21 protein-coding genes and 1 pseudogene are annotated in these 24,127 nt (G+C 57.8%); 13 read left to right on the forward strand and 9 right to left on the reverse strand.

Annotated elements, in window-relative coordinates; all coding sequences use genetic code 11:
* Positions 1–48: 48 nt before the first annotated feature.
* Entirely contained in the window at positions 49–474 is a 426-nt protein-coding gene (locus AC2FNB_RS11415; protein ID WP_480749245.1) for a GlcG/HbpS family heme-binding protein, read from the forward strand.
* Here the strand turns inward: AC2FNB_RS11415 and AC2FNB_RS11420 are convergent.
* Entirely contained in the window at positions 458–1,432 is a 975-nt protein-coding gene (locus AC2FNB_RS11420; protein WP_496746405.1) for a phosphatase PAP2 family protein, read from the reverse strand. The genes AC2FNB_RS11415 and AC2FNB_RS11420 overlap by 17 nt on opposite strands.
* Before the next feature lie 234 nt (positions 1,433–1,666).
* On the opposite strand from AC2FNB_RS11420, the gene AC2FNB_RS11425 reads away from it, so the two are divergent.
* The gene (locus tag AC2FNB_RS11425) at positions 1,667–2,446 is read left to right on the forward strand and encodes a gamma-glutamyl-gamma-aminobutyrate hydrolase family protein (protein ID WP_480749247.1); all 780 of its coding nucleotides are present in this window, start codon (positions 1,667–1,669) and stop codon (positions 2,444–2,446) included.
* Here the strand turns inward: AC2FNB_RS11425 and AC2FNB_RS11430 are convergent.
* The 3 genes from AC2FNB_RS11430 to AC2FNB_RS11440 all read right to left on the reverse strand — a co-directional run bounded on the left by AC2FNB_RS11430 (position 2,434) and on the right by AC2FNB_RS11440 (position 6,146).
* Entirely contained in the window at positions 2,434–3,207 is a 774-nt protein-coding gene (locus AC2FNB_RS11430) for a prephenate dehydrogenase/arogenate dehydrogenase family protein (RefSeq protein WP_496746407.1), read from the reverse strand. The genes AC2FNB_RS11425 and AC2FNB_RS11430 overlap by 13 nt on opposite strands.
* Before the next feature lie 230 nt (positions 3,208–3,437).
* Positions 3,438–5,678 carry a xanthine dehydrogenase family protein molybdopterin-binding subunit gene (locus tag AC2FNB_RS11435; protein WP_496746409.1) on the reverse strand — a complete coding sequence of 747 codons (2,241 nt, stop codon included), beginning with the start codon at positions 5,676–5,678 and terminating at the stop codon, positions 3,438–3,440.
* A gap of 3 nt (positions 5,679–5,681) precedes the next feature.
* Entirely contained in the window at positions 5,682–6,146 is a 465-nt protein-coding gene (locus AC2FNB_RS11440) for a (2Fe-2S)-binding protein (protein ID WP_480749250.1), read from the reverse strand.
* 102 nt (positions 6,147–6,248) lie between these two features.
* On the opposite strand from AC2FNB_RS11440, the gene AC2FNB_RS11445 reads away from it, so the two are divergent.
* Entirely contained in the window at positions 6,249–6,827 is a 579-nt protein-coding gene (locus AC2FNB_RS11445; RefSeq protein ID WP_480749251.1) for a TetR/AcrR family transcriptional regulator, read from the forward strand.
* Here AC2FNB_RS11445 and kynU read toward each other — a convergent pair.
* Together kynU and AC2FNB_RS11455 are read right to left on the reverse strand one after the other, a co-directional pair.
* On the reverse strand, positions 6,820–8,013 hold the full coding sequence (gene kynU, locus AC2FNB_RS11450; RefSeq protein WP_496746412.1) for a kynureninase: 1,194 nt from the start codon (positions 8,011–8,013) through the stop codon (positions 6,820–6,822). The genes AC2FNB_RS11445 and kynU overlap by 8 nt on opposite strands.
* A 77-nt stretch (positions 8,014–8,090) precedes the next feature.
* Positions 8,091–8,843 carry an SDR family NAD(P)-dependent oxidoreductase gene (locus tag AC2FNB_RS11455; protein WP_496746414.1) on the reverse strand — a complete coding sequence of 251 codons (753 nt, stop codon included), beginning with the start codon at positions 8,841–8,843 and terminating at the stop codon, positions 8,091–8,093.
* Positions 8,844–8,963: 120 nt separating this feature from the next.
* On the opposite strand from AC2FNB_RS11455, the gene AC2FNB_RS11460 reads away from it, so the two are divergent.
* The 6 genes from AC2FNB_RS11460 (at position 8,964) to AC2FNB_RS11485 (ending at position 15,565) form a co-directional block, all read left to right on the forward strand.
* Positions 8,964–9,920 carry an MBL fold metallo-hydrolase gene (locus AC2FNB_RS11460; RefSeq protein WP_480749254.1) on the forward strand — a complete coding sequence of 319 codons (957 nt, stop codon included), beginning with the start codon at positions 8,964–8,966 and terminating at the stop codon, positions 9,918–9,920.
* A gap of 174 nt (positions 9,921–10,094) precedes the next feature.
* The gene (locus AC2FNB_RS11465; protein ID WP_480749255.1) at positions 10,095–10,553 is read left to right on the forward strand and encodes a methyltransferase family protein; all 459 of its coding nucleotides are present in this window, start codon (positions 10,095–10,097) and stop codon (positions 10,551–10,553) included.
* Positions 10,554–10,676: 123 nt separating this feature from the next.
* Positions 10,677–12,248 carry a Re/Si-specific NAD(P)(+) transhydrogenase subunit alpha gene (locus AC2FNB_RS11470; protein WP_496746416.1) on the forward strand — a complete coding sequence of 524 codons (1,572 nt, stop codon included), beginning with the start codon at positions 10,677–10,679 and terminating at the stop codon, positions 12,246–12,248.
* Positions 12,249–12,261: 13 nt separating this feature from the next.
* Entirely contained in the window at positions 12,262–13,716 is a 1,455-nt protein-coding gene (locus AC2FNB_RS11475) for an NAD(P)(+) transhydrogenase (Re/Si-specific) subunit beta (protein ID WP_496746418.1), read from the forward strand.
* Between the two features lie 96 nt (positions 13,717–13,812).
* The gene (locus AC2FNB_RS11480) at positions 13,813–14,166 is read left to right on the forward strand and encodes a VOC family protein (protein WP_480749258.1); all 354 of its coding nucleotides are present in this window, start codon (positions 13,813–13,815) and stop codon (positions 14,164–14,166) included.
* Positions 14,167–14,275: 109 nt separating this feature from the next.
* A complete protein-coding gene (locus AC2FNB_RS11485) occupies positions 14,276–15,565 on the forward strand; it encodes a DUF3422 family protein (protein WP_496746420.1) in 1,290 nt (429 codons plus the stop codon).
* Between the two features lie 68 nt (positions 15,566–15,633).
* Here AC2FNB_RS11485 and AC2FNB_RS11490 read toward each other — a convergent pair whose 3' ends face one another.
* The 3 genes from AC2FNB_RS11490 to AC2FNB_RS11500 all read right to left on the reverse strand — a co-directional run bounded on the left by AC2FNB_RS11490 (position 15,634) and on the right by AC2FNB_RS11500 (position 19,415).
* The gene (locus AC2FNB_RS11490) at positions 15,634–16,614 is read right to left on the reverse strand and encodes an ABC transporter permease (protein WP_496746421.1); all 981 of its coding nucleotides are present in this window, start codon (positions 16,612–16,614) and stop codon (positions 15,634–15,636) included.
* Positions 16,607–17,614 carry an ABC transporter permease gene (locus AC2FNB_RS11495; RefSeq protein ID WP_480749261.1) on the reverse strand — a complete coding sequence of 336 codons (1,008 nt, stop codon included), beginning with the start codon at positions 17,612–17,614 and terminating at the stop codon, positions 16,607–16,609. The genes AC2FNB_RS11490 and AC2FNB_RS11495 overlap by 8 nt, the downstream gene beginning before the upstream one ends.
* Before the next feature lie 94 nt (positions 17,615–17,708).
* Positions 17,709–19,415 (reverse strand): peptide ABC transporter substrate-binding protein, encoded by a 1,707-nt coding sequence (locus AC2FNB_RS11500; protein ID WP_496746423.1) that lies wholly within the window; start codon positions 19,413–19,415, stop codon positions 17,709–17,711.
* Positions 19,416–19,699: 284 nt separating this feature from the next.
* Between AC2FNB_RS11500 and AC2FNB_RS11505 the strand changes: the two genes are divergently transcribed.
* The 4 genes and pseudogenes from AC2FNB_RS11505 to AC2FNB_RS11520 form a co-directional block, all read left to right on the forward strand.
* The gene (locus tag AC2FNB_RS11505) at positions 19,700–21,520 is read left to right on the forward strand and encodes an ABC transporter ATP-binding protein (protein WP_480749263.1); all 1,821 of its coding nucleotides are present in this window, start codon (positions 19,700–19,702) and stop codon (positions 21,518–21,520) included.
* Positions 21,521–21,524: 4 nt separating this feature from the next.
* Positions 21,525–22,691: an acetylornithine deacetylase gene (gene argE / locus AC2FNB_RS11510; RefSeq protein WP_496746425.1), complete on the forward strand. Its 1,167-nt coding sequence runs from the start codon at positions 21,525–21,527 to the stop codon at positions 22,689–22,691.
* A 32-nt stretch (positions 22,692–22,723) separates the two neighbouring features.
* Positions 22,724–23,890 (forward strand): M20 aminoacylase family protein, encoded by a 1,167-nt coding sequence (locus AC2FNB_RS11515; RefSeq protein ID WP_480749265.1) that lies wholly within the window; start codon positions 22,724–22,726, stop codon positions 23,888–23,890.
* Positions 23,891–23,905: 15 nt separating this feature from the next.
* Positions 23,906–24,127 (forward strand): annotated as a pseudogene (locus AC2FNB_RS11520) (amidohydrolase); the annotation flags it as partial.

Below are 24,127 nucleotides of genomic sequence, written 5' to 3' on the forward strand. Positions count from 1 at the left end.
CAAAAGCCCGCTGGCAGATTTCTGATGTCCAGATGAAAGGGACAGGATATGGCAATTACCCTGCGGCGTGCGCGCACGATCATCCGAAAGGCTTTGGAAAAAGGCCACGAGATGGAGTTAAAACCCCTTTCAGTTGTCGTTCTGGATGCCGGAGGGCACGTGATTGCCTTTGAGCGCGAAGACGGTGCGGCGCCGGGCCGTTTCGCGATTGCGCACGGCAAGGCTTATGGTTCGATCATGTTGGGCATGGCGGGCACGGCGCAAATGCAGCGCGCCGAAGGTCAGGCCTATTTCATGGCGGCCGTGAACGGGGTCTATGGCGGGCAGGTGATCCCGGTACCCGGAGGCGTACTGTTGCGCGACAAGAAAGGCGCTGTCATCGGAGCAGTTGGCGTGACCGGTGACACGTCGGACAATGATGCGGCAGCGGCGCTGGCGGGAATCGAAGCAACGGGCCTTATCGGAGAGGTTTGATTTTTCGCCGCGAGGCGGGCGTGTCCGGGGCAATCCATCCGGCCAGCACTGCAGAAATGACAAAGGTCACGATCCCGCCGATTGCATCTGTCAGATGATGGCCGCCATGCATCAGGATTGCGGGTATCATCAAGGTATTGAGAGCCAGGGCCGGATAAATCAAACACGTACCCCTGAGGTACCAGACCGCCAGAAGTGCCATGACGGTGTGATACGAGGGAAATGCAATGGCGCCCACGATGTTTTCCGGGCCAATTTCCGGCAGGCCGTTGTCTGCCAAATGTCTCAGATAGGCGCCGTATTCGTTGTTGGTGACCAGCCCCGTCACTTCAATTGTTCGCTCGGGGATATTGTAAAATGCCGATGGCCCGACGCTTGGTGCAATCCACCAGATCAGTGTGGTCAAAAGCAAGCTGATGCTTCCTGCAAGCAGTGTCTGATGCAATCGAAGAATTTGACCGGTCAAAGATAAAAAGGCCACCAGAGCAAAAAGCTGTGCCAGAGAACTGATATAGACAAGGCCCAGAACCCGCGAGGCCAGGGGATAGTTCCCGAAAAACTCGACGAATGCGGGCCAGCTGTACCCGAAAACGGCGTCAATTCGCATCAGGGTCAGGTCGGTGCTCAGATCCTGCGTCGGAAAGCGCAGGAAAATCAGGAGCGTCGTAAAACAGGTGAAGCCCAGATAAATACTGTTCGCGATGGCCAGGTGGGCGAGGTTTTCGCGGTTTTTGCGAAGCCGTATATATAGTCCAGCCGCGAAGAGGGCCGCAGCAGATGCCGCGCCGGTGCCGAAACCGCGCCAATCAACGGGCTTAGCGTAAGCTGTGGATACGACGACGCAAAGCAAGGCGGTCACGACCAGCAGGATCAGGAGCAAGATCTCATTGGCCTGCAACGCGGACTTGAAAAACCGGCGCAAAAGAACTGTGTCGGAACAATGAGACGCGTCGCTCATGATACCTCGATCGGAAAAGGTTCACATGTGTCGATTGGCCGATTTTTGTGTCCAATTTGTGACGCCCGTGCGGGATTGTTGAGGAGTGTGACGTGTTTGGGTGGGGAGCGGGACATGTGGGCTGAGTGCATCAATGAACATCACATTGCGCTGTCGTGCAGGCCGTGTTCTGTTGCGGGGCCAGTTGCGACGCGCTAGGTTCGGGGCAACACACTCAACAAATTGGGAAAACCCATGGCGCGCCCGGTCGTCGGTATCATTGGAAACTCCTACCTGATCAACGATGAATATCCGACGCATGCCGGGGGGACGATGAACTCGGACGCGGTTGCGAACGTGTCAGGTTGTCTGCCGATGCTGGTACCCGCCGATCCGCGGTTGGTTTCGGTGGCCGAGCTTATGGAAGTGTGCGACGGGTTTTTGTTCACCGGTGGACGCCCCAATGTTCATCCGGAGGAATATGGCGAAGCTGCGACCGATGCGCATGGCGAGTTTGACCGGGCGCGGGATGCAATTACCCTGCCTCTGATCCGCGCTTGCGTCGAACGCGGTCAACCGATCCTGGGGATATGCCGTGGGTTCCAAGAGGTGAACGTCGCGCTGGGCGGAACGCTCTACCCGGAGATCCGGGACTTGCCGGGACGCATGAATCACCGCATGCCACCTGACGGCACGTTGGAGGAGAAATTCGCGCTGCGCCACGTCGTCACGCTGACGGAGAACGGTGTGTTTCACCGGCTGTTTGACGCGCCGCAGGTGATGACCAACACCTTGCATGGGCAGGGTATCAAGGTGCCGGGGAAGGGTATTGTCATTGATGGTCATGCTCCGGATGGCACGCCCGAGGCGATCTATGTCGAGGATGCACCGGGCTTTACCCTGTCGGTGCAGTGGCACCCCGAATGGGATGCCGCCAACGACCCGGTGTCGCGCCCGCTGTTCACTGCCTTTGGCGATGCCGTTCGCGGTTGGGCGGGGTGCAGGGGAACCGGGATTTATCGTCAGACCGCCTGATCCAGTTTGAGAACCACATCATTTTTTGGGGCCAGCTCGTGCATCAAGGCGTCGGCGCGTGCCATGAATTTTTCGCGCGCTGAGGCTGCAAAAGGATTGTCCTGTTCGATAGCGTGAAAGACGCCGGGCGGGTCATGACGCACCATGTCGATCGCTTCGCACAGACAATCAAAGCTTGCGGTGGTCAGACGGTTTGGCAACGGTTCCAGAGCGGTCATGGCGCGGGCGATGAAATGGGTGAGGCCCTGTGCGATGGCGGCCTCATGGTCATGCTCTTCGGCTGTTACAAGAAAAGGACGCAAGCCAAGATGGCGGCGCATCAGGGCGGCGAGTGTCAGGCAGGCGTCACCGCGAATTCGGCATACAGCGATTTTTCGACCCTGCACGCCTTCCTTTGCGCTCTGCGGTCCGAACAATGGGTGCGTGCCGACAATCTGGACGTCGGATGGCAGGAGCCTCACCATGGCTTGAACCGGGCCGATCTTGACCGAGGCTACGTCGGCAACGATGGCCCCGGACCGCAGATGTGGGGCAATGGATTTGAGCGTCGTATCCAGAGCGCTGACAGGCACGGCAAGAATGATCAGATCGCATTGCGCAACCTGAAGCGGGGTGCCGCAGGTGATACTGGCAGGTGCGTTGTTCATCATCGGGTCGTGTACGATGATGGGAACAAGCGGTGACAGCTGCCGGACGATCAGGCGACCAAATGCGCCAAAGCCCATGAGGCCAACAGATCTGATTTCGGGTCGGGTTTGCATCGGGATACTCCGGGGGGTGGGCCGCGATGCAGGAAAGTGGATAAGTTCGAACCGCCTGTCGCGGCGGTTGAACATGATTGAGCGCCCGCCGTTATATGGACGGGGGATAATAGAAATTAACGAAGAAGGTCCGTTTCTTGCTCATGCGACGTGCTCTAGCGGCAAAGGCCGGTTCGGGTCAAGCCCAGAAGGGCAAACCCGCCTGAACGAGCGGGCTTTTCAATGCGGTTTCAAACCAACAGATTGAAGCTCTTGTTAAAGGGCATGCTGCGCGCCCGATGTCCGGTCAGGTCGAACAGAGCGTTGCCGAGTGCAGGCATGGATGGGGGCGTTCCGGGTTCTCCGGCACCGCCCATGAAACGGTTGGTTTCCAGCACGCGGACCTCGACCTGGGGTGCTGTATGCATGCGCATCGCGTCATAGTCTGGGAAGTTCAGCTGTTCGACTTCGCCGTCAGCGAACGTGATTTCGCCGAAACAGGCAGCGGACAGACCGTACATCATGCCACCGAACATCTGTGCCTTGACGGTTTCGGGATCCAGCGCCAGCCCCATGTCGCAGGCGATCCAGGCCTTGCTGATGCGGATAGTGCCGGAGTCTTCGATCACTTCGATCACCTGCGCAACCGGGGTGCCGAAGCTATAGGTAAAGGCCACGCCGCGCCCGACGCCATCGGGTGTCTGGCCTGTCCAGCCAGACATCTCGCGCACCGCTTCCAGACAGCCCGCCGAGGGGGCGTGTTCGTCCTTCATCAGTTCCAATCTGAATTCCAGCGGGTCGCTCCCGGCGGCATGGGCCATCTCATCCATGAATGTTTCGTGGAAGAACCCGTTGTGACTGTTGCCGACCGAGCGCCAGAAACCGACTGGGACCTGCAGATCGGCAATATGGCCGCTCATGCGGTAGTTCGGCACGGCATAGGGTTGGTTGAAGAGCCCCTCGACCAGCACCTTGTCGGGACCGCCGCCCGCGAAACCGGTCACTCTTGCCACGGCTTGGTGAGTGGGGGACTGAGACGCGACTTTACCATCGATCAGAACCGCCTTGCCGTCCACAACAGCACCGCGCATCCGGGCGATAGCTCCGGGGCGGTAGAAATCGTGGCGCATGTCCTCTTCGCGGCTCCATGTGGTCTGGACAGGGACATTGGGCATGGCCATTGCGACCTTTGTCGCGATCACGCCAAAGTCGAATTCGCCGCGGCGACCGAAACCGCCACCAAGATAGGTGGTGTGAACCTCTACGGCCTCGGTGTCGAGATTGGCGGCGCTGGCGCATTTCATCTGCATGATAGTTGGCGCCTGATTGCCGCCCCAGAATTCCAGCTTGTCACCCGAGAACAGGGCGGTTGCCGTCATCGGCTCCATCGTTGCATGAGCCAGATAGGGCACGGTATATTCTGCGGTGAATTCGGTGGCGCCCTCGGACATCACGCTGACGTCGCCATCGTCGCGCATGGTCGAGTTGGGGTTCTCGTCGAAGGCCTTGGAGATATTGGCAAAAATCTCTTCGGTTTCATTGGGATAGGGCGCGTCTTCCCATTCAACTGCAATCGCTTCGACGGCCTGAATGGCCAGCCATGTGTTGTTGGCGATCACCGCGACGCCGGTGCCCAAATTCACGATTTTCTCGACGCCCGGCATGGACTTGGCGAGGCTGTCGTCGAAGTCCTTCATACTGCCGCCGAGTTTCGGATTCATGCGCACGCTGGCGAATTTCATCCCCGGCAAACGCACATCAATGCCAAATTGCGCGGTGCCGGTGGCCTTTTCAACCATATCCAGACGCGACAGGGATTTTCCCAGATAGCGCCATTGGGACGGATCGCGTAGCGCGGTTTCGATCGGCTCAAGCCGAGCGGCATCCATCGCCAGTTCGGAATAGCTCAGCTTGGTGCCGTCCGGTGCGATGACGTGTCCGCTTTCGGTTTTGAGTTGGCTGCGTTCCGCGCCAAGCCGGTCTGCTGCGGCCTGTTTCAGTGTCTCCCGGGCCGACGCGCCAGCCTCTCGCATACGCTCGAACCCGTCTTTCATCGACGTTGAACCACCCGTCACCTGCAAGCTCAACACTTTGCCGACGACGCCAAGCGCCTCGCCCAGGCTGTGCTGGAAGTTCGACACGTCATATCCCTTGTTGGGCAGACCTTCACCAATCATCGCCGAGTTGTAGTAAGCGGCGGCGGCGGGGCCGTGCAACACGGTCACCTGATCAAGATCGACATCCAGTTCTTCTGCGATCAGTGCGGCCCATGTGGTCTTGACGCCTTGTCCCATTTCGGCACGTGGGGCGAACAGGGTAACGCCGTTCTGGTCGATCAGCACAAAGGGGTTCAGAGCAGCTTGCCCATCTTTGGGTTTCAGCGGGTTCGGGGCTGGTCGGTTAACGTAGTAGGCGCCAAATGCAACGCCACCGACAATGGCTGTGGAACCGATGAGGAAGGTGCGGCGCAGGATTTTTCCGATGCTTGCCATCTCTTACGCTTCTTTCAGTTTTGCTGCCGCGTCATGGATTGCAGCGCGAATTCGCGGATAGGTTCCGCAGCGGCACAGATTGCCTTGCATGGCTTCGTCAATCTCGGCATCCGAGGGGGCGGGGATTGCCGCCAAAAGTGATGCGGCCTGCATGATCTGCCCTGACTGGCAATAACCACATTGCGCCACCTGGTGATCGACCCATGACTGTTGGATGGCGGTCATCGCATCAGGTGTGCCCAGACCTTCGATCGTAGTCACTTCGCCCCAAACATCCGAGAGAGGCACCTGACAGGAGCGTACGGCCTCGCCATCGATGTGGACGGTACAGGCACCGCAAGCAGCGACACCGCACCCGAATTTGGTGCCAGTCAGACCGAGTTCATCGCGGAGCACCCACAACAGAGGGACTTCGTCGGGCAGGTCGACCTGATGGGTTTGGCCGTTGATGATGAGGGAAGTTGCCATGTCGGATCTCGCTATTGCTCTTGCTCCGGTTCCTGACAAAATGGGCTAATAATGTCATGGTGTCAATTGACAAAATTTGCAAAAACTGTCACAGGTCAATCTATGAAAGACGCAGACATTGATCCCCGGCAAAAGGCGATACTCGAATCAGCCTGGCAGGCGTTTGCGACCTACGGGTTTCGCAAGACGTCGATGGATGACATAGCACGCGGCGCCAGGATTTCCCGTCCTGCGGTCTATTTGTATTACAAGAACAAGGAAGCGATCTTTCGCAGTCTGGTTGAGCTTCACTATGCCAGCAAGACCGCCGCTGTGAGGGAAGCCCTGAATGGAAGCAGGTCGGTCGCGGAAACTATGGCGGCCGCCATGGCCGCCCAGGGCGAAGGAATGGAAGCGCTTTTAAACTCTCCGCACGGTCTTGAGTTGCTGGATGCAGGAACATCGACCGCGCCCGATATCGTGCAAGAAGGTGAGGCACGATTGAGCGCCCTTTATGCCAACTGGCTGCAGCGAATGGCTGAGGCGGGAGTCGTGCATTTGAACGCCGACGCCTCTGACGTCGCTGCGACGATCACGTCAGCACTGAAAGGGATCAAGTCAACGGCGCCGGATTATCGCGTCTTTGTTGCGCGCGTCGACCAACTGGCGGGCTTGATTGGGGCGGGGCTGGAAGTCAGGTAACGCGCTGGCGAAGCTTGTATTCCGCGATGTCCCACAATTTGTTCTGCATCACATCGGCAAGAATGTCGGCGGCGCGCGTCACGTCTTGTTCGTCAATATAAAGCGGGGTGAAGCCGAACCGCATGATGTCGGGGGCGCGGAAATCACCGATCACTCCGCGCGCGATCAGGGCCTGCATGGCCGCGTATCCGTCGGAAAAGCGAAACGACACCTGACTGCCGCGTTGGCTCGGGTCGCGCGGACTGGCCAGCGTCAACTCGGGGCAGGTGGCTTCGACTTTTCGAATGAAGAGCTCGGTCAACTCTACTGATTTTGCACGCACATCCGCGATATCGGCCATGTCCCACACGTCCATTGCGGCCGAAAGGGCCGTCATCTGGATGACCGGCGGAGTGCCGACACGCATCCGTTCGATTCCGGTTCCAGGGCGGTAGTCGAGATCGAAGGCAAATGGTGCCTCGTGCCCCAGCCACCCCGACAGAGCCGGGCGTACCCTGCCAACCAGACGTGGTGCAACGTAGATGAAAGCAGGAGCGCCAGGACCACCGTTGAGGTATTTGTACGTGCACCCCACTGCGAAATCGGCGTTGCATCCGACAAGATCGACCGGAATGGCCCCGGCGGAATGGGCAAGATCCCAGACAGTGACAACTCCATTGGCGTGAGCCAGTTCGGTCAGCGCTTTCATGTCGTGCATGCGACCGGTACGATAATCCACTTCGGTCAGCATCAGCACCGCGACCTCTTCGGTGATGTGATCCGCGATAGCCTCGGGGTCCACCACTCGCAACTCGTAGTCAGCCCCAAGTGACCGCAAAAGACCGTCGACCATATAAAGGTCGGTCGGGAAATTCCCGTTATCCGACAAGACGACCTTGCGGCCGGGGTTGAACTCCAACGCCGAGGCGACCGCCTGATAAACCTTGATCGACAGGGTGTCTCCGACGACCGTGCAGCCGGGTTCAGCCCCGATCAGTCTGCCGATCCGGTCGCCCAACCCGGTCGGCAAGCCCATCCAGTCCGCCTTGTTCCATCCGGTTATCAGCATGTCGCCCCATTCGTCGGACATCATGCTCTGAACCCGTACCTTTGCTGCTTTTGGCACCGGGCCCAGCGAGTTGCCATCAAGATACAGGATGCCTTCGGGCAGATCGAACATCGCCTTGGTCGCGGCAAAATCGGTCATTGTGGTCTCGCGAATTGTTTTAAGCTTGAAGTATGTGTTGGATATAGCTTCTGTCGGGATTTGTCCAGCAAGCCCGCTTAAACTTGCCCACCGGCTATCTGGATGCACTGCCCATTGATGCTTTCCGAGCCCGGCCGCACCAGCCACAAGGCTGCAGCAGCAACTTCGTCGGGTGCAATCAGCCGCTTGTGGCGGTTCTGGTCAACCATGACCTTCAGTGCATCGTCCTCGCTGATTCCGGTGCGTTGCGAAATGGACGCCTTGTTGCGCTCCACGATAGGCGTTTCGACATAGCCGGGACACAGTGCGTTGAAGGTAAAGGGCGTTCCCATGAATTCCTCGGAAAAGCTGCGAGTCAAGCCGATCAGCCCGTGTTTCGATGCGGCATAAGCTCCAATTCCCGGCGCTCCGCGAAGCCCGGCAATGGACGCTATCGTAATGACCCGACCCCAGTCAGTTTCCACCATGGAGTGCAGGCTTTCACGAATCGTCAGGAAAGCACCATCGAGATTGGTTGCCATGATGTCCCGCCAGAACGCCATATCCGTCTTTTGCAACTTCTTGCCGACGGCAATACCTGCGTTGGCGACACATATCTGGATCGGGCCGCGTGCATCGACGGACTGGTTGACACATCTCACGACATCTTCCTCGTCCCGGACATCCATTGCAGATCCGAAAATGCGATCATTGGCGACCTGATCCAGCACTTCTTGGCGACGTCCCGTAATTGTCACCGCTGCGCCTTCGCTGGCCAGCGCCCGGGCGATGGCCAATCCGATTCCGGTACCACCGCCGGTGACAAGCGCATGTTTTCCGTTAAGCGTCACGTGCAATCCTCCCTATTGCCACAAAGCCTATCGCGAGTTTTGCCTGTGACAAGACGCGCCGTCCCGTCACTTGAATTATTATGCATGAATGCGAATGTGAATCTGTAGTGCGGAGGGCAGATGTTTCAGAAATCCATGACCTATACTTATGTCGCCGCGTTGGCGGCATCTTCAGTATCCGCGAGCGAGGACATCGCGGACCAATATCCGCAATCCGAGCTGTATTCCAAGCCGGTCGAGGTCATCCCGCATGTTTTTTCCGCCATCGGGGCAACTGCACCGCCGACCTACGAGAATGCCGGTCACAACAATAACCTGTCCTTTGTCGTGACGGATGAAGGGGTTGTCGTCGTCAACTCGGGTGCGTCAAGCCGTCTGGCGGCGGCCTTGCATCAGGAAATCAAGGCGATAACCGATCAACCCGTGGTTCTGGTCATCAATGAAAACGGGCAGGGCCATGCGATGCTGGGTAATGGGTATTGGCGTGATCAAGGGGTCGATATCCTGGCGCATGTCGATGCCGTGACCGAGACCACTGAAAACGGCGATTTCATCCTGCAGGGAATGGAGCGATACAACAAGGATCGCGCTGAAGGCACCCGGGTTGAGCATGCAAACCTTACCTTTGAAGATGAATATGCGCTTTCTCTAGGTGGAGTGGAGATCAAGGTTCTTCATCTCGGGCCTGCCCACGACCCCGGTGACAGTCAGGTCTGGATTCCGCAATGGGGTATCATGATCACTGGCGACATCGCGTTTCATGAGCGGATGCTGCCGATATTCGAACATACCTGTACAAGTTGTTGGATAGAGACTTGGGAAACCAAGCTGGAACCCATCGCTCCGACTTACGTCATTCCAGGACACGGGCACCCCACGAACTTCGCTCAGGTTCGGCGGTACACAGTCGAATATCTCAAGGATTTGCGCGAAAAAATCGGTGTGCACATTGATGAGGGCGGCGATCTGGCCAGCGCATATTACGTAGACCAGTCGCGCTGGGAAGCTTTGGATACCTTCGAGGAGTTGGCGACCAAGAATGCAGGGCGCGTCTTCGAAGAAATGGAGTGGGAATAAGCCCTGCAATCAGCGTGATTTCCGGGCCATCGTGCCCGTGTTTTCGTCGCTGCGGCATATACGTTCTTTTTGGCGTTTTTCGACCGACAAGCTTTGCTAAAGCGATGGGAACGGTTTACGACATATTTCGAAGGAAAACCGACCCAACAACTTTGTCGCGAGCAAGGAATTCAAATGCGCCGAATCGACGTGCCACCCGTCTGGCTGTTAGGCTTTGCTGCCCTGGCGTGGATCCAGTCTCGGCATATGACCTTGGGGCTATCGCTGGACAGTGGGTTTACTGACCTGATCAGTGGCCTGTTGATTGGCGGCGGCGTGTTGCTGATCGTGTTCGCGGCCATGGAGTTCCGTCGCCACCGCACCACGATCATCCCACACGAGACGCCCACGGCGATGGTGCAGACCGGCATCTATCGGCGCAGCCGCAATCCGATCTATCTGGGGGATGTGTTGATCTTGACCGGGTTGATCCTGCGGTTTGACGCGGTTTTGTCGCTGGCGCTGGTTCCGGTTTTCTTCTGGCTTCTCGAACGACACTTCATTCTGCCGGAAGAGGACAGGTTGCGCCGAACTTTCCGAATGGATTTTGCTCGGTATGAACGAAAAACCGGCAGGTGGATCGGATGGGAGTGAACATTTGACATCACGTCAATAATGCTGCACTTGCGAAATAATGTTGCGCAAGATACATCTTTGCTTTGCAAACAATACCGAGGCCCGGTTGAGCTTGGCGAACACAAAAGGGGGACCTGACTGGTGAAGATAGGCACACCAAAAGAAATATTTGAAGGCGAGAACCGGGTCGCGATGACGCCCGACTCGGCGCTGCAATTGCAGAAACTCGGCTATGACTGCGTGATCGAAAGTGGCGCGGGTGCCGCGGCAGGGTTTTCGGACGCGGCTTATGAAGCGGCAGGTGTCGAAATCGTCAAGACGCCAGCGGCATTGTGGAAGTCGGCCGACATCATCGCCAAAGTCCGCCAGCCGAACGAAACCGAACTGAAGCGGCTGAACAAGAGCAAAACGCTGATTTCCTTCTTCAACCCGGCGGGGAACGAAGACGGCATGGAACTGGCCAAATCCAAGGGCGCGAATGTGATCGCGATGGAGATGGTTCCGCGTATCAGCCGCGCGCAGAAGATGGATGCGCTGAGCTCGATGGCCAATATCGCCGGCTATCGCGCGGTGATCGAGGCGGGCAACAACTTTGGCCGCTTCTTCACAGGTCAGGTGACGGCGGCAGGCAAGGTGCCGCCGGCCAAGGTGCTGATCGTCGGTGCCGGTGTTGCCGGATTGGCCGCCATCGGTACCTCGACCTCGCTGGGTGCGATTACTTATGCCTTTGACGTGCGCCCTGAAGTGGCCGAACAGGTCGAGTCGATGGGCGCCGAATTCGTCTATCTGGATTTCGAGGAAGAACAGCAGGACGGCGCCGCTACCGGCGGTTATGCCTCCGTCTCATCCCCGGAGTTCCGCGAGGCGCAGCTGGCCAAGTTTCGCGAACTGGCACCAGAGATGGACATCGTGATCACCACGGCACTGATCCCCAACCGCGACGCACCCAAGCTGTGGCTTGAGGACATGGTCGCGGCAATGAAACCGGGTTCGGTCATTGTGGATCTTGCGGCCGAACGCGGCGGCAACGTCGAAGGCACCGTCAAGGATGAGAAAGTGGTCACTGAAAACGGTGTTACCATCATCGGATATACGGACTTCCCGAGCCGAATGGCGGCACAATCCTCGTCGCTATATGCCACGAATATCCGTCATATGATGACTGACCTGACGCCCGAAAAGGACGGGCAGGTCAATCACGACATGGAAGACGACGTAATCCGCGGCGCGACCGTCACCTATCAGGGCGAGATCACCTTTCCGCCGCCGCCGCCGAAAATTCAGGCGATTGCGGCAAAGCCCAAGGAAAAACCAAAGGAGCTGACAGCCGAGGAAAAACGCGCGCAGGAAGTTGCGGCGTTCAAGGCCCAGACCAAGCAGCAGTTTACCCTGCTCGGCGTCGGTGGGGTACTGATGTTGTTGGTGGGCCTCGTCGCTCCGGCCAGTTTCATGCAGCACTTCATCGTTTTCGTGCTGGCGATCTTTGTGGGCTTCCAGGTGATCTGGAACGTCTCGCACAGCCTGCACACTCCGCTTATGGCGATCACCAACGCGATTTCGTCGATCATCATCGTTGGGGCTTTGATGCAGATCGGATCGGGTTCTTTCCTGGTCATTTTGCTGGCGGCGCTGTCCGTCTTCATGGCGGGGATCAACATCTTCGGCGGTTTCCTCGTAACCCGGCGCATGCTCGCCATGTTCCAGAAATCTTAAGGAGGCCGGGTAAATGGATTATGGCTTCACTACTGCCGCCTATGTTGTTGCGGCTGTTCTGTTCATCCTTTCCCTCGGCGGGTTGTCGAACCAGGAAAGCGCCAAGCGCGCGGTCTGGTACGGCATCGTCGGTATGGTGCTGGCCGTCTTTGCCACGCTGGTTGGCCCCGGTTCTGGCCTGTGGTTGCTGTCGATCCTGCTGATCATCGGCGGCGGACTGATCGGTCAATACGTGGCGCAGCGCGTGCAGATGACCGAGATGCCACAGCTGGTGGCCGCAATGCACTCGCTAGTTGGTCTGGCGGCTGTGTTCGTTGGCTTTAACGCACACTTTGAGATCGGCAACGTGGCGCAGGTCATGGCCATCGCCGACAGCGCGAAAGAAGCGGACCTGTCCGATCTGGGCGCATTTGCCAAGCTGATCGCCAAGAAGACCTCGGCTGAATTGGCAATTCTGCACGTCGAGTTGTTCCTGGGCATCTTCATCGGTGCGATCACCTTTACCGGTTCGGTTGTGGCTTATGGCAAGCTGGCGGGCAAAGTGACTTCGGCGGCGACAAAGCTGCCCGGGGGACATGCGTTGAACGCAGGTGCCGCGGCTTTGTCGTTGATCTGTCTGATCTGGTACACCAACTCGGGCGGTTTCTTTCCGCTGTTCCTGATGACGCTGGCGGCGCTGTTCATCGGCTATCACCTGATCATGGGCATCGGTGGCGCGGACATGCCGGTGGTTGTGTCGATGCTGAACAGCTACTCGGGCTGGGCGGCTGCGGCGATCGGCTTTTCGTTGGGCAACGACCTTCTTATTGTTGTCGGTGCGCTGGTGGGTTCCTCGGGTGCGATCCTGTCCTACATCATGTGCAAGGCGATGAACCGTCACTTTGTCAGCGTGATCTTGGGCGGTTTTGGGAATACCGGAGGCCCGCAAATGGAGGTCGAGGGTGAGCAGATCGCCATCGAGGCGGATGGTGTTGCCGCAGCCTTGAACGACGCTGACAGCGTGATCATCATCCCCGGATATGGCATGGCCGTGGCGCAGGCGCAGCAATCGGTCAGTGAACTGGTGCGCAAACTGCGCGCCAAGGGAAAGAACGTGCGTTTTGCCATCCACCCGGTTGCCGGGCGTTTGCCAGGACACATGAACGTTCTGCTGGCAGAGGCGAAAGTGCCGTATGACATCGTTCTGGAAATGGACGAGATCAACGACGATTTCCCGGATACGGATGTAGCCATCGTGATCGGTTCGAACGATATCGTGAACCCTGCAGCACAGGAAGACCCCAACAGCCCCATCGCCGGTATGCCGGTTCTGGAATGCTGGAAGGCCAAGCAGGTGTTCGTGTCCAAGCGTGGTCAGGGCACCGGCTATTCTGGTATCGAGAACCCGCTGTTCTTCAAAGAGAACACGAGGATGTTCTATGGGGACGCCAAGCAGTCGCTGGATAAGCTGTTGCCGATGATCGACTAATTCGTTCAATTGCTACAATATCGGGGCGTCCCATGCGGGCGCCCCTTTTTTGTGAATGGTGCTGCCTGGCATGAGCTGAATAGAGCGGAGGTTACGATGGAAAAGGTGAACGGCATCGGCGGCTTCTTTTTTCGCGCCAGAGATCCTGATGCTCTGGCTGAGTGGTATGAAACACATTTGGGAGTAAACCGGCTGAACCCGCTGCCGTGGCAACAGCGCGAAGGCTATACCGTCTTTGCCCCCTTCGCGCGGGATACGGAGTATTTTGGCAAGGCCGGTCAGCAGTGGATGATCAATTTCCGGGTGGATGATCTGGGCGCCATGGTCGGGCAACTTCGTGCCGCCGGAATCGATGTTGAAACTCGCGCCGACTGGGACAGCGAGGCGGGGCGATTCGCCCGCATTCACGACCCCGAGGGTAACCCGATCGAATTATGGCAGCCGAATTAGAGGTTTAGCAGACGTGCATACAATGGTATTCACGTAAGTGTATGAAATAAAAAGATAATTGATGTATCTCGCCTATTGCTTATAGTGCCTGTAATTGCAGGAGCCTTTCATGACGCCCATCCAGGATCACCCTCTCCGCTATGTATTGGCGAACGAGTTACATGCGCGACCTTTTCCGACAACGTCGGCGCCCTGCACAGTCGTTTTTCTGGCGATCAAGCAGTCCGTCGAAGCTGTGGCACGGGACAAGGCGCTTGATGTCTCCCACCTGATCAACCTGCTGGACAGGCACGGTGCGCCACATCCCCAACCGGGTGCTACACATTATGCGGGCCAGATCGGACGGCACTGGCTGAAATGGGAGCAGCACACCGAGTTCGTGACCTATACGGCCATTTCTCAGAACGTCAGCGAGCGGGCTTTCAACCCGGCGGATTTCGAGGTTTTTCCACCGGATTGGCTGATGAAAAGCCCGGGGCAGAGAGTGACGTCGGCAATGCTGCGTGTCGTTGACCATCCGGGAGGTGGAAAAATCGACGAAGCTTTGAGTGAATGGTTTGAACCTGAAAGTCTGGCCGTCTCGCGCGTGCTGGACGATGCTGCGGTGGTCGCCAGTGATTTTCGTATTGATCCGGCGGGTCACATGCGGATGGCGGTTTTCGTGTCCAAGGAATTGGGCCGTCGCAGAACAGGACGGATCATTCAGCGCCTGTGCGAGATCGAAACCTACAAGGCCATGTCGATGCTTGGCTTTGCCCGGGTCAAAAAGCTGATCCCTCGCATTGGCGAGTTGGATGGACAGTTGACGGCCTTGATGACTGAAATGACGGTCGGTGAAGCCAGCGCGGAAGAGTTGTTGCCGCAGCTCCTTTCGACATCGACCGAACTGGAAACACTGTCTGCGCGCTGTGCATTCCGCTTTGGCGCGACCGGTGCTTATGAAGCCATCGTAAATCAGAGGATCGAGATCCTGCGTGAAGAGCGCTTTGAAGGACGACAGACTTTTGCCGATTTCATGATGCGGCGCTACGACCCGGCCATCCGAACGGTCAAATCTACCGAAAGGCGACTGGAGGCCTTATCGGACCGGGCGATCCGGGCGGGTGAATTGTTGCGTACGCGTGTGGACGTGGAACGCAGCGCACAGAACCAGGCGTTGCTGGAAAGCATGGATCGGCGGGCCGATCTTACGCTGCGCCTGCAGCACACGGTCGAAGGGCTGTCGGTGGTAGCTATCAGCTATTACGCTGTCTCACTTGCCGGATATCTGCTTTATCCGCTGACTGCGGCAGGGATCAGCAAGGGGATGCTTACCTCGCTTGTCACGTTGCCGGTGGTCATTCTTGTCTGGCAGTCCGTTCGAAGGATTCGACGGAGGATCGAGCACAAACCGGCCTGACACGTTGACCTTCGAAAAAAGACGACCGCCCAATCTTGCGCGGTCGTGGCTTCGTTAAGGCGTTGTAATCAGCGTCCTCGAATACGCGGATCCAACGCGTCGCGCAGGCCGTCGCCAAGGTAATTGACACTCAGAACAGTCAGCGAGATCGCAAGTCCGGGCCAGAACACACGCTCCGGATACTGTTGAAGATAGTCAACTCCATCGAACAACAAGCGGCCCCAAGTCGGAAAGTCGGGTGGAAAGCCCAACCCAAGGAAGGACAGGGCGCTTTCGGTGATGATCGCCGTGGCGATACCCAGCGTTGCCGAAACCATGATCGGAGACAGCACGTTGGGAAGGATATGACGCGTAATAATTTGCCGGTTGGACGTTCCGATCGATCGTGCCGCCAGAACGAACTCCCGCTCCTTGATGGCTAGCACGTCGCCCCGCACGATCCGCGCGGTGGGCATCCACGAGGTGACGCCGATGGCGGAGACAATCAGGATAAAGATCCCGCGTTCCAACCCGAATGCGGCCGCTAGCGGCTCGCGGAACAGAAGCATCATGACCAGCAGCAGGGGCAACAGGGGCAGGGCGAGGAACAGGTCGGTCAGGCGCATCAGCGGCCCGTCCAGTCGTTTGAAGAACCCGGCGACGACCCCGATCAACGATCCCAAAAAAAGCGCCAGCAGCATCGCTGTGATGCCCACTGAAACAGAGGTCTGCCCACCCGCCATCATCCGGGCCAAGATGTCGCGGCCAAGCTGATCCGTCCCGAACGGGTGCGCAAAGCTTGGCCCTTGATTGCGTTCGCGGATGGCGGTTTTTGTGGCGTCGATATCCCAAAAGTATGGACCCAAATAAACGGCCGCGACGATTAGAATGAACAAAATCGCTCCGATCATGGCGCCCTTGTGGGTCTTGAACTGATCCCAGACTTCCCGCCATTGACTACGCGGGGGCGTGGATATCTCTTCCATCACGTCGGACGTTGGCAATGCAGTCGAGGCAGGTGCCAGCCCCTCGTCCGGAACCAGGGTGTCTGTGCGATCCTTGTCAGTCATAGCGGATCCTCGGGTCCAGAATGCCGTAGAGAACGTCGGCGATCAGGTTGAACAGCACGATCAGCACGGCGAAGATGAAAGTGAGCGTTTGCACCATCGGCAGGTCGTTGGCCTGAATGGCGCCGATCAATAGCTGACCGATGCCGTTTACCTTGAACACCTGCTCGGTGATGATTGCGCCGCCAAAGATGGATGGAATCCCCAGCGCGATCACTGTCACCACCGGGATCATCGAGTTGCGCAGGACGTGAACCATGACCACTGTGTATTCGCTGAGGCCCTTCGCGCGGGCAGTGCGTACATAATCCTGGTTGAGATTGTCCAGCATCGAGGCGCGCATGAAACGGGACAATTGCGCGGTGATTTGCAACGCCAGCACCATCACCGGCATGATCATTTGTTTCAGTTGGACGACAAAGCTGTCCCAACTGTTGACGACGTGGGTGGTGTCATAGATCGACGGGAACCAGCCCAACTGAACCGAGAAGATCACGATCACCAGAACGCCTGAGAAGAAAGGCGGGACAGAGAAGCCCACCATCGAGACAAACGTTCCCATCTGGTCGAACCAGCTGTACTGGCGGTAGGCCGAGTAGATGCCGATAGGCAGGGCAATGATGATTGCGACAATATAGGCCGTGCCGACGACCCACAGGGTTTGCGGAATGCGCTGAACCACGATGTCCATGACGGGCGAGCGGGTCTGCCACGAGATTACACGCAGGTCACCTTCGGAAAAGCTGGTGCCGAGATAGTGGTCGATCAGCACCTGCGGTTCGATCCAGAAGAACTGCACGATCCATTTCCAGAACCGGATGTGCATCGGCTGGCCGAGGCCAAGCGCCTCGCGCATCTTTTCCTTTACTTCCGGCGGAACTGTCAGGGGAACCTGCGCCATCGGGTCACCGGGGGCGAGTTCGAGGAGAAGGAAAATCACAAGACTGATGAACAAAAGCGTAGGAACGGCCAGAATCAGGCGGCGTATGGTGAAGGTCAGCATTCAGGTGCGCCTTGGTTTATTAGTCTTTTCATGAAGTCACCTGCCCAATGCCGCGCCCCGAAAAGATCGGGACGCGGTTGAGCAAGCAAGACGCTTAGGAGCCGGTCATGCGGTACCAGTCAGCCGCGTTCCACAGCTCGCTGTCCCACACGTTCAGGACCACGCCGCCCAAGGTGTTGGCATGTGCCGACAGACGGCCACGGTGAACCAGCGGGATCATGCCACCGTTCTCGACCATGATGTCGTTCAGGCGCTTGGCGATTTCCGCGCGTGCGTCCGCACCGGCCGTTTTTGTGAGCTCCGCGTGCAGTGCGTCAAACTCTTCGTTGCAGAAACGGCTGATGTTTTCACCCTGCCACTGAGATTCCGGTTTGGGCGCCTTGTCGCACAGGCCGTTGCCCAGATAGGACTGCGGGTCCGTGCCGTTGAAGGTGTTGGCGTACATTTCGACGTCGGCATAGAACTTCTGGAAGGTGTCGGGTGAACCCGGGTCGCCTCCAAAGAAGACAGAGGCGTTGATGTTGCGCAGTTCGGATTCAATACCAATCTCGGCCCACCACTCCTTGATCAGCGCCTGGAAGTCTTGTCGGACGGCGTTGGTCGAGGTCTGGTAGACGATTTTCAGCGGAACACCGTCTTTTTCACGGACGCCATCGCCATCGGAATCAACGATACCTGCGTCATCCAGCAGTTTCTTCGCGCCTTCGATGTCCTGCGTGTCACAGGTGAAGGTGTCTGAATTCACGGCCGCCGGGGCCGGAACCCAGTTACAGGTTACCTGACCGGCTTTGCCATATCCGATTTCCACCAGCAGCGGGCGGTCGATAGCCAACGACATTGCCTTGTAAACCGCAGGATCCTGAAGGAACGGATGTGGATGCTTGGCGGTCGAGCGTTCGCCTTCGGGCAGGTCAGGCGACGGGTTGGTCTGGTTCAACATGATGCGTTCGACCAGCGGGCCGAAGCCAGCAACCGGAACGCCTTTGCCACCTGCTTCCATCTGCGCAATTACTTCCGGTGCAAGCTGTAGGTTCCAGGCATAGTCGAATTCGCCGGTTTCCATCACCGCGCGTCCTGCTGCCGTTGCGTCACCTCCGCCCTTGAAGGTCAGGGTCGCAAACGCAGGCTTGTTCGGATCACGATAGTTCGGGTTGGCCGACATGGTGATCACGTCGTTCGGTTTGAACTCATCCACGACAAATGGGCCGGTGCCAATCGGGCCGAAGTTCTGCTCGGTGCATTCCGGAGCCTTTGCGCCTATGCAGTTTTCGAATTGGGCTTTCTGGATGATCGGGCTTTCGCCGCCCACGAACGGGCCGTACGGGAACGGGGTGGCTTCGCCAAAGGTCACCTTGACGGTCATGTCGTCCAGTGCCTCGACCGAGGTCACGCCTTCGAACTTTGTCAACTGCGCACAGCCGCCTTCGGGGTGCATGCAATAGTCGGCGGTGAACTTGACGTCATGAGCAGTGAAAGGTGTGCCGTCCGACCACAGGATGCCCGGGGCGATTTTCCAGGTGATCGAGGTCAGGTCCTCGCTGACACCGCCATTGTCGACGGTCGGAATCTCGGCTGCCAGATAGGGCACCATTTCGCCGTTTTCGTTGTAGCGCGCGAGGGGTTCGATCACCAGTGACGAGGATTCGACGTCCTTCGTGCCGCCCGAAAGGAATGGGTTCAGGATCGATGGGGCTTGCCAATAAATGATGCTGACATTGCCATCCGATCCGCGCTCGGCAAAGGCTGTTTGAGCCAGCGCCGTGCTTGCAATCGCACCAAGTAAAAGGGCTTTGGTTTTCATTCTACACTCCATGTTGGACACGAGCGTGTCTCGATTATCTCCGCATTGCCTGCGGGTTTGGCGTTGCCGTATGTCGGGTAAGTTGTTGAAAACTAATGTAGCGTTTTTTACGCTGCGCCGTTTTCGTTCTCTCCCCAGGAACGGTTACGAGACGTATCGAAACAGAGTTTTTAAAAAATGCAAGCCTTGCCGTTGGGAAAGTTTCCAATGGGTTTGACTTTTACCGGCCCCCGGACATAGCGTTTGACACACAACACATAAGGGTGACCAAGGGGAGCGCACTCGTGCTGGATCAGCCCATTGCACAGATCAAGAAACTTCGTGTCGAGTTTCAAACCAAGGACGGCCCGGTGGTGGGCGTGGAAGATGTCTCGTTTGAGGTGCATCCCGGGGAAACCGTTTGTATCGTTGGCGAATCCGGTTCGGGCAAATCCGTATCATCTCTGTCTCTGATGCGGTTGGTCGAGTTCGGGGGCGGTGAAATCGCGGGTGGCCAGTTGCTGTTCGACCGGCGCGACGGCGAAGAGTTCGATTTGTCGAAAGCCGACCAGGATTTGATGAAACAGATTCGCGGCAACGAGATCGGAATGATATTTCAGGAGCCGATGACGGCGCTGAATCCGGTTTTCACGGTAGAACGACAATTGACCGAAGGGCTTCGGATTCACAGAAACATGTCCAAGGCGCAGGCCGAGGAGCGGGCGCTGGAACTGCTGCGGCAGGTGCGCATCCCGGAACCTGAGCGGCGGTTGAAGCAATATCCACACGAGTTGTCGGGCGGCATGCGTCAGCGGGTGGTCATCGCAATGGCGATGGCCTGTGAGCCGCGTCTGCTGATTGCGGACGAGCCGACAACGGCGTTGGACGTGACCATTCAGGCCGAAATCCTGGCGCTGATGGACCGGCTGAAGCGCGAGACCGGGACGGCGGTGATGTTCATCACGCACGACATGGCGGTCGTGGCGCAGATGGCGGACCGAGTCGTGGTCATGTATCGAGGCAACAAGGTCGAAGAGGGCACGGTTAGCGAGATCTTTGAAAACCCTCGGCACGACTACACCAAGGCATTGCTGGCCGCGGTTCCAAAGCTGGGCGAAATGCGTGGGAAATCAGCGCCCGAGCCGATGAAACTGATGGGGGTTGAAAACCAAAACATTGCGCCCATTCCCGGCACCGAAGAGGTGCTGTTGAGTGTCAAAGGCCTGACCACCCGATTCCCCGTAAAAGGCGGGCTGCTCCGCCGCACCGTGGCCAATGTACACGCAGTTGAGGATGTGTCTTTCAACTTGAACCGGGGCCAAACGCTCAGCCTAGTGGGCGAGTCCGGTTGCGGAAAGTCTTCGGCGGGGCGATCGATTCTGCGCCTGGTCGAGCCGATGACAGGCGAGATCAGTCTCGATGGTGTAGACATCATGAAACTTGACCAGACCGGTCTGCGCAAGGCGCGTCTGGACATGCAGATGATCTTTCAGGATCCGTTCGCCTCGCTCAATCCGCAGATGCAACTTGTGGACCAGGTGGCTGAGCCGTTGCGCAACTACAATGTGGCGACTGGCTCGGAGTTGCATGATCGGGTCGCCAACCTGTTCGACCGCGTTCAACTGCCCCGTAGCTTCATGCGCCGCTTCCCGCACGAGATGTCGGGTGGCCAACGACAACGTATCGCCATCGCACGGGCGCTGGCTTTGAACCCCAAGCTGATCATAGCGGATGAGGCCGTATCGGCGTTGGACGTGTCGGTACAGGCACAGGTTCTGAACCTGATGATGGAATTGCAGGCCGAGCTTGGGCTCAGCTATCTGTTCATCAGCCATGACATGGCGGTTGTGGAACGCGTTAGCCATCATGTCGGTGTCATGTACCTTGGCCGTATCGTCGAGCTGGGGCCGCGGTCCCGCGTGTTCGAGAACCCGCAGCATCCTTATACTCAGGCCTTGATGAAGGCGGTTCCGATTGCCGATCCCAATAGGCGAAAATCTGAAAAAGACCTGAACTTCAAACCGATCCCGTCGCCAATTCATCCTATCGGATACAAGCCGGAACCGTCGCAATACCGCGAGGTAGAACCGGGGCATTTTATCCTGACAACTGACAGCGGATACTAGCCATATGCCCACACGTCTGTCGCCGTTGGAGATCATGACCAAACTGATCTCGTTTCCAACAGTGAGTCGTGATACCAACCTGCCTTTGGTCGATTGGATCGCAGACTATCTTTACAGCCACGGGATCGAGGCTCATCGCTGGCCGGATCCCGGACAACCACACAAATCGGCGCTGTTTGCGCATGTAGGGCCGTGGGAAGAGGGGGCCGTTGTTCTGTCCGGTCATACTGATGTGGTGCCGGTCGATGGCCAGCCCTGGGATAGCGATCCTTTCACAGTAACCGAGCGTGACGGCAAGTATTTCGGGCGCGGCACATGCGACATGAAGGGGTTCGACGCGCTTGCGATCTGGGCGATGGTCGAAGCAAAGTACCGCAACGTGACCCGCCCGCTGCAATTGGCTCTGAGTTTTGATGAAGAGGTCGGCTGTACTGGTGCGCCTCCAATGATCGCCGAGATGCAAAGGGTGCTGCCAAAGGGCGGCGCCGTGATTGTGGGTGAACCTTCGATGATGCAGGCTGTGACCGGGCACAAGGGCAGCTTTGGATATGACACGCATGTCGTCGGGTTCGAGGTGCACAGTTCGATCATGCATACTGGCGTCAATGCAATCATGTCTGCAGCGCCGTTGATCGACTGGGCGAATGCCCGCAATGCCGAAAACATGGTTGCAGAGCCGTCTGAAGTGGCGGCACTGTTCGATCCGCCATGGACGACTTGTCATGTAGGCATGATCGAAGGTGGAACGGCGCATAACATCACCGCCAAGGATTGCCGCTTTATGATGGATTTCCGAGTGGTGCCGGGGGAAGATGCAGGCATGTGGCGTGATGCCTTTCTGGAACAGGTGCGTCGCACCGAGGCCAGCATGCAGGCTGTTCATCCGGAAGCGTGTATCGAGATTTCCGAGAACTTTGCCGTTCCCGCGCTTTTGCCCGAAGAGGATGGTGAGGCCGAAACGCTGGTGCGTGCCCTCACTGGTGACAACGCCCGCCATGTCGTAAGCTATGGCACCGAAGCGGGTCAGTTTCAGGAGGCGGGGTACTCGGCGGTCATCTGTGGTCCCGGCGACATCGCGCAGGCACATCAACCCAACGAATACATTACCGTGGCACAATTCAGCGCGGGACATACATTCATGGAGCGTTTGCTGGACAGGCTGACGGCCTGACCGGGCCAGCGACCAAAAGGGGAGAGTTGGAAATGCCGATAAAGAACCGGCTCGCAGAAATGCATCAGGAAATCACTGAATGGCGGCGTCACCTGCACGCTCATCCGGAACTCATGTACGACGTGCACAAGACTGCAGCATTTGTGGTGGAGCGACTGAAAGAGATCGGTGTCGACGACATCACGACCGGTATCGGTCAGACGGGTGTCGTTGCGGTAATCAAGGGCAAATCTGACACCAAGGGCCGTGTGATCGGGCTGCGGGCAGACATGGATGCCTTGCCAATCGAAGAGGCAACTGGGGTCGACTATGCCTCGACCGTGCCCGGCAAGATGCATGCCTGTGGGCATGATGGGCATACGTCGATGCTGCTAGGGGCCGCGAAATATCTGGCTGAGACGCGGCACTTCGATGGGACAGTGGTGCTGATTTTCCAACCGGCGGAAGAAGGAGGGGCGGGCGGGCTTGCGATGTGCCAGGACGGTCTTATGGATCGCTGGGGCATTCAGGAGGTTTATGGAATGCACAACATGCCGGGGCTCCCGGTAGGGGAGTTTGCCATACGCCCCGGCGCGCTTCTGGCGTCGTCCGATGAGTTTGAGATCGTCGTGACCGGCAAGGGTGGCCACGCCGCGGCTCCGCATGATGCCGTAGATACGACATTGGTCGCCGCGCAGACCGTGGTGTCCCTTCAGTCGGTCGTTTCCCGAACGGTCAATCCGATCAAGAGCGTGGTGCTGACCGTAGGCACATTCCAAACCGACAGCGTGGCATCCAACGTCATCGCGCATACCGCCCGGCTTCAAGGAACGGTTCGGACGCTCGATCCAGAATACCGTGCGATTGCGGAAGAACGTGTTCGTCGGATCGCCGAAGATACCGCCTCGGCTTTTGGCGCCAAAGCCGAGGTGACGTGGACACCCGGCTACCCCGTCACGATGAATACCCAAGCCGAAACGGGGTTTGCCGCAGAGGCCGCAAAGGCGGTGGCAGGTAAGATAAACGACGAAACCGATCCGATCATGCCGTCAGAAGATTTTGCCTACATGCTTGAAGAACGCCCCGGGGCCTACATCTTCATTGGGAACGGGGATACGGCCATGTGTCATCACCCGGCCTATAATTTTGATGATGACGCCATTCCAGCCGGCTGCAGCTGGTTTGCAGAGTTGGTGGAACGACGAATGCCTGTGGCGTGAAAAGGGGGGAATGGCATGCCGATCAAAAACCGGCTCGCTGAAATGCATGACGAGATCACGGCCTGGCGGCGTGACATTCATGAAAACCCTGAAATTCTTTACGACACGCACCGCACCAGTGCGCTGGTGGCCGACAAGCTGAAGGAGTTCGGTTGTGATGAGGTGGTGACTGGTATTGGCCGCACAGGTGTAGTCGGCGTTATTAGGGGAAAGACGGATACAAAGGGGCGTTCAATC

The organism is Ruegeria sp. BHSB058, from assembly GCF_059613285.1.

Excerpts from the sequence above, each read along its gene's own strand:
- AC2FNB_RS11465 (WP_480749255.1), top strand. The coding sequence starts at position 10,095 with ATGCGCCGAATCGACGTGCCACCCGTCTGGCTGTTAGGCTTTGCTGCC.
- AC2FNB_RS11445 (WP_480749251.1), top strand. The coding sequence starts at position 6,249 with ATGAAAGACGCAGACATTGATCCCCGGCAAAAGGCGATACTCGAATCA.
- argE (WP_496746425.1), top strand. The coding sequence starts at position 21,525 with ATGCCCACACGTCTGTCGCCGTTGGAGATCATGACCAAACTGATCTCG.
- AC2FNB_RS11485 (WP_496746420.1), top strand. The coding sequence starts at position 14,276 with ATGACGCCCATCCAGGATCACCCTCTCCGCTATGTATTGGCGAACGAG.
- AC2FNB_RS11425 (WP_480749247.1), top strand. The coding sequence starts at position 1,667 with ATGGCGCGCCCGGTCGTCGGTATCATTGGAAACTCCTACCTGATCAAC.
- AC2FNB_RS11460 (WP_480749254.1), top strand. The coding sequence starts at position 8,964 with ATGTTTCAGAAATCCATGACCTATACTTATGTCGCCGCGTTGGCGGCA.
- AC2FNB_RS11475 (WP_496746418.1), top strand. The coding sequence starts at position 12,262 with ATGGATTATGGCTTCACTACTGCCGCCTATGTTGTTGCGGCTGTTCTG.
- AC2FNB_RS11515 (WP_480749265.1), top strand. The coding sequence starts at position 22,724 with ATGCCGATAAAGAACCGGCTCGCAGAAATGCATCAGGAAATCACTGAA.
- AC2FNB_RS11480 (WP_480749258.1), top strand. The coding sequence starts at position 13,813 with ATGGAAAAGGTGAACGGCATCGGCGGCTTCTTTTTTCGCGCCAGAGAT.
- AC2FNB_RS11430 (WP_496746407.1), bottom strand. The coding sequence starts at position 3,207 with ATGCAAACCCGACCCGAAATCAGATCTGTTGGCCTCATGGGCTTTGGC.
- AC2FNB_RS11495 (WP_480749261.1), bottom strand. The coding sequence starts at position 17,614 with ATGCTGACCTTCACCATACGCCGCCTGATTCTGGCCGTTCCTACGCTT.
- AC2FNB_RS11415 (WP_480749245.1), top strand. The coding sequence starts at position 49 with ATGGCAATTACCCTGCGGCGTGCGCGCACGATCATCCGAAAGGCTTTG.
- AC2FNB_RS11490 (WP_496746421.1), bottom strand. The coding sequence starts at position 16,614 with ATGACTGACAAGGATCGCACAGACACCCTGGTTCCGGACGAGGGGCTG.
- AC2FNB_RS11420 (WP_496746405.1), bottom strand. The coding sequence starts at position 1,432 with ATGAGCGACGCGTCTCATTGTTCCGACACAGTTCTTTTGCGCCGGTTT.
- AC2FNB_RS11500 (WP_496746423.1), bottom strand. The coding sequence starts at position 19,415 with ATGAAAACCAAAGCCCTTTTACTTGGTGCGATTGCAAGCACGGCGCTG.
- kynU (WP_496746412.1), bottom strand. The coding sequence starts at position 8,013 with ATGACCGATTTTGCCGCGACCAAGGCGATGTTCGATCTGCCCGAAGGC.
- AC2FNB_RS11435 (WP_496746409.1), bottom strand. The coding sequence starts at position 5,678 with ATGGCAAGCATCGGAAAAATCCTGCGCCGCACCTTCCTCATCGGTTCC.
- AC2FNB_RS11440 (WP_480749250.1), bottom strand. The coding sequence starts at position 6,146 with ATGGCAACTTCCCTCATCATCAACGGCCAAACCCATCAGGTCGACCTG.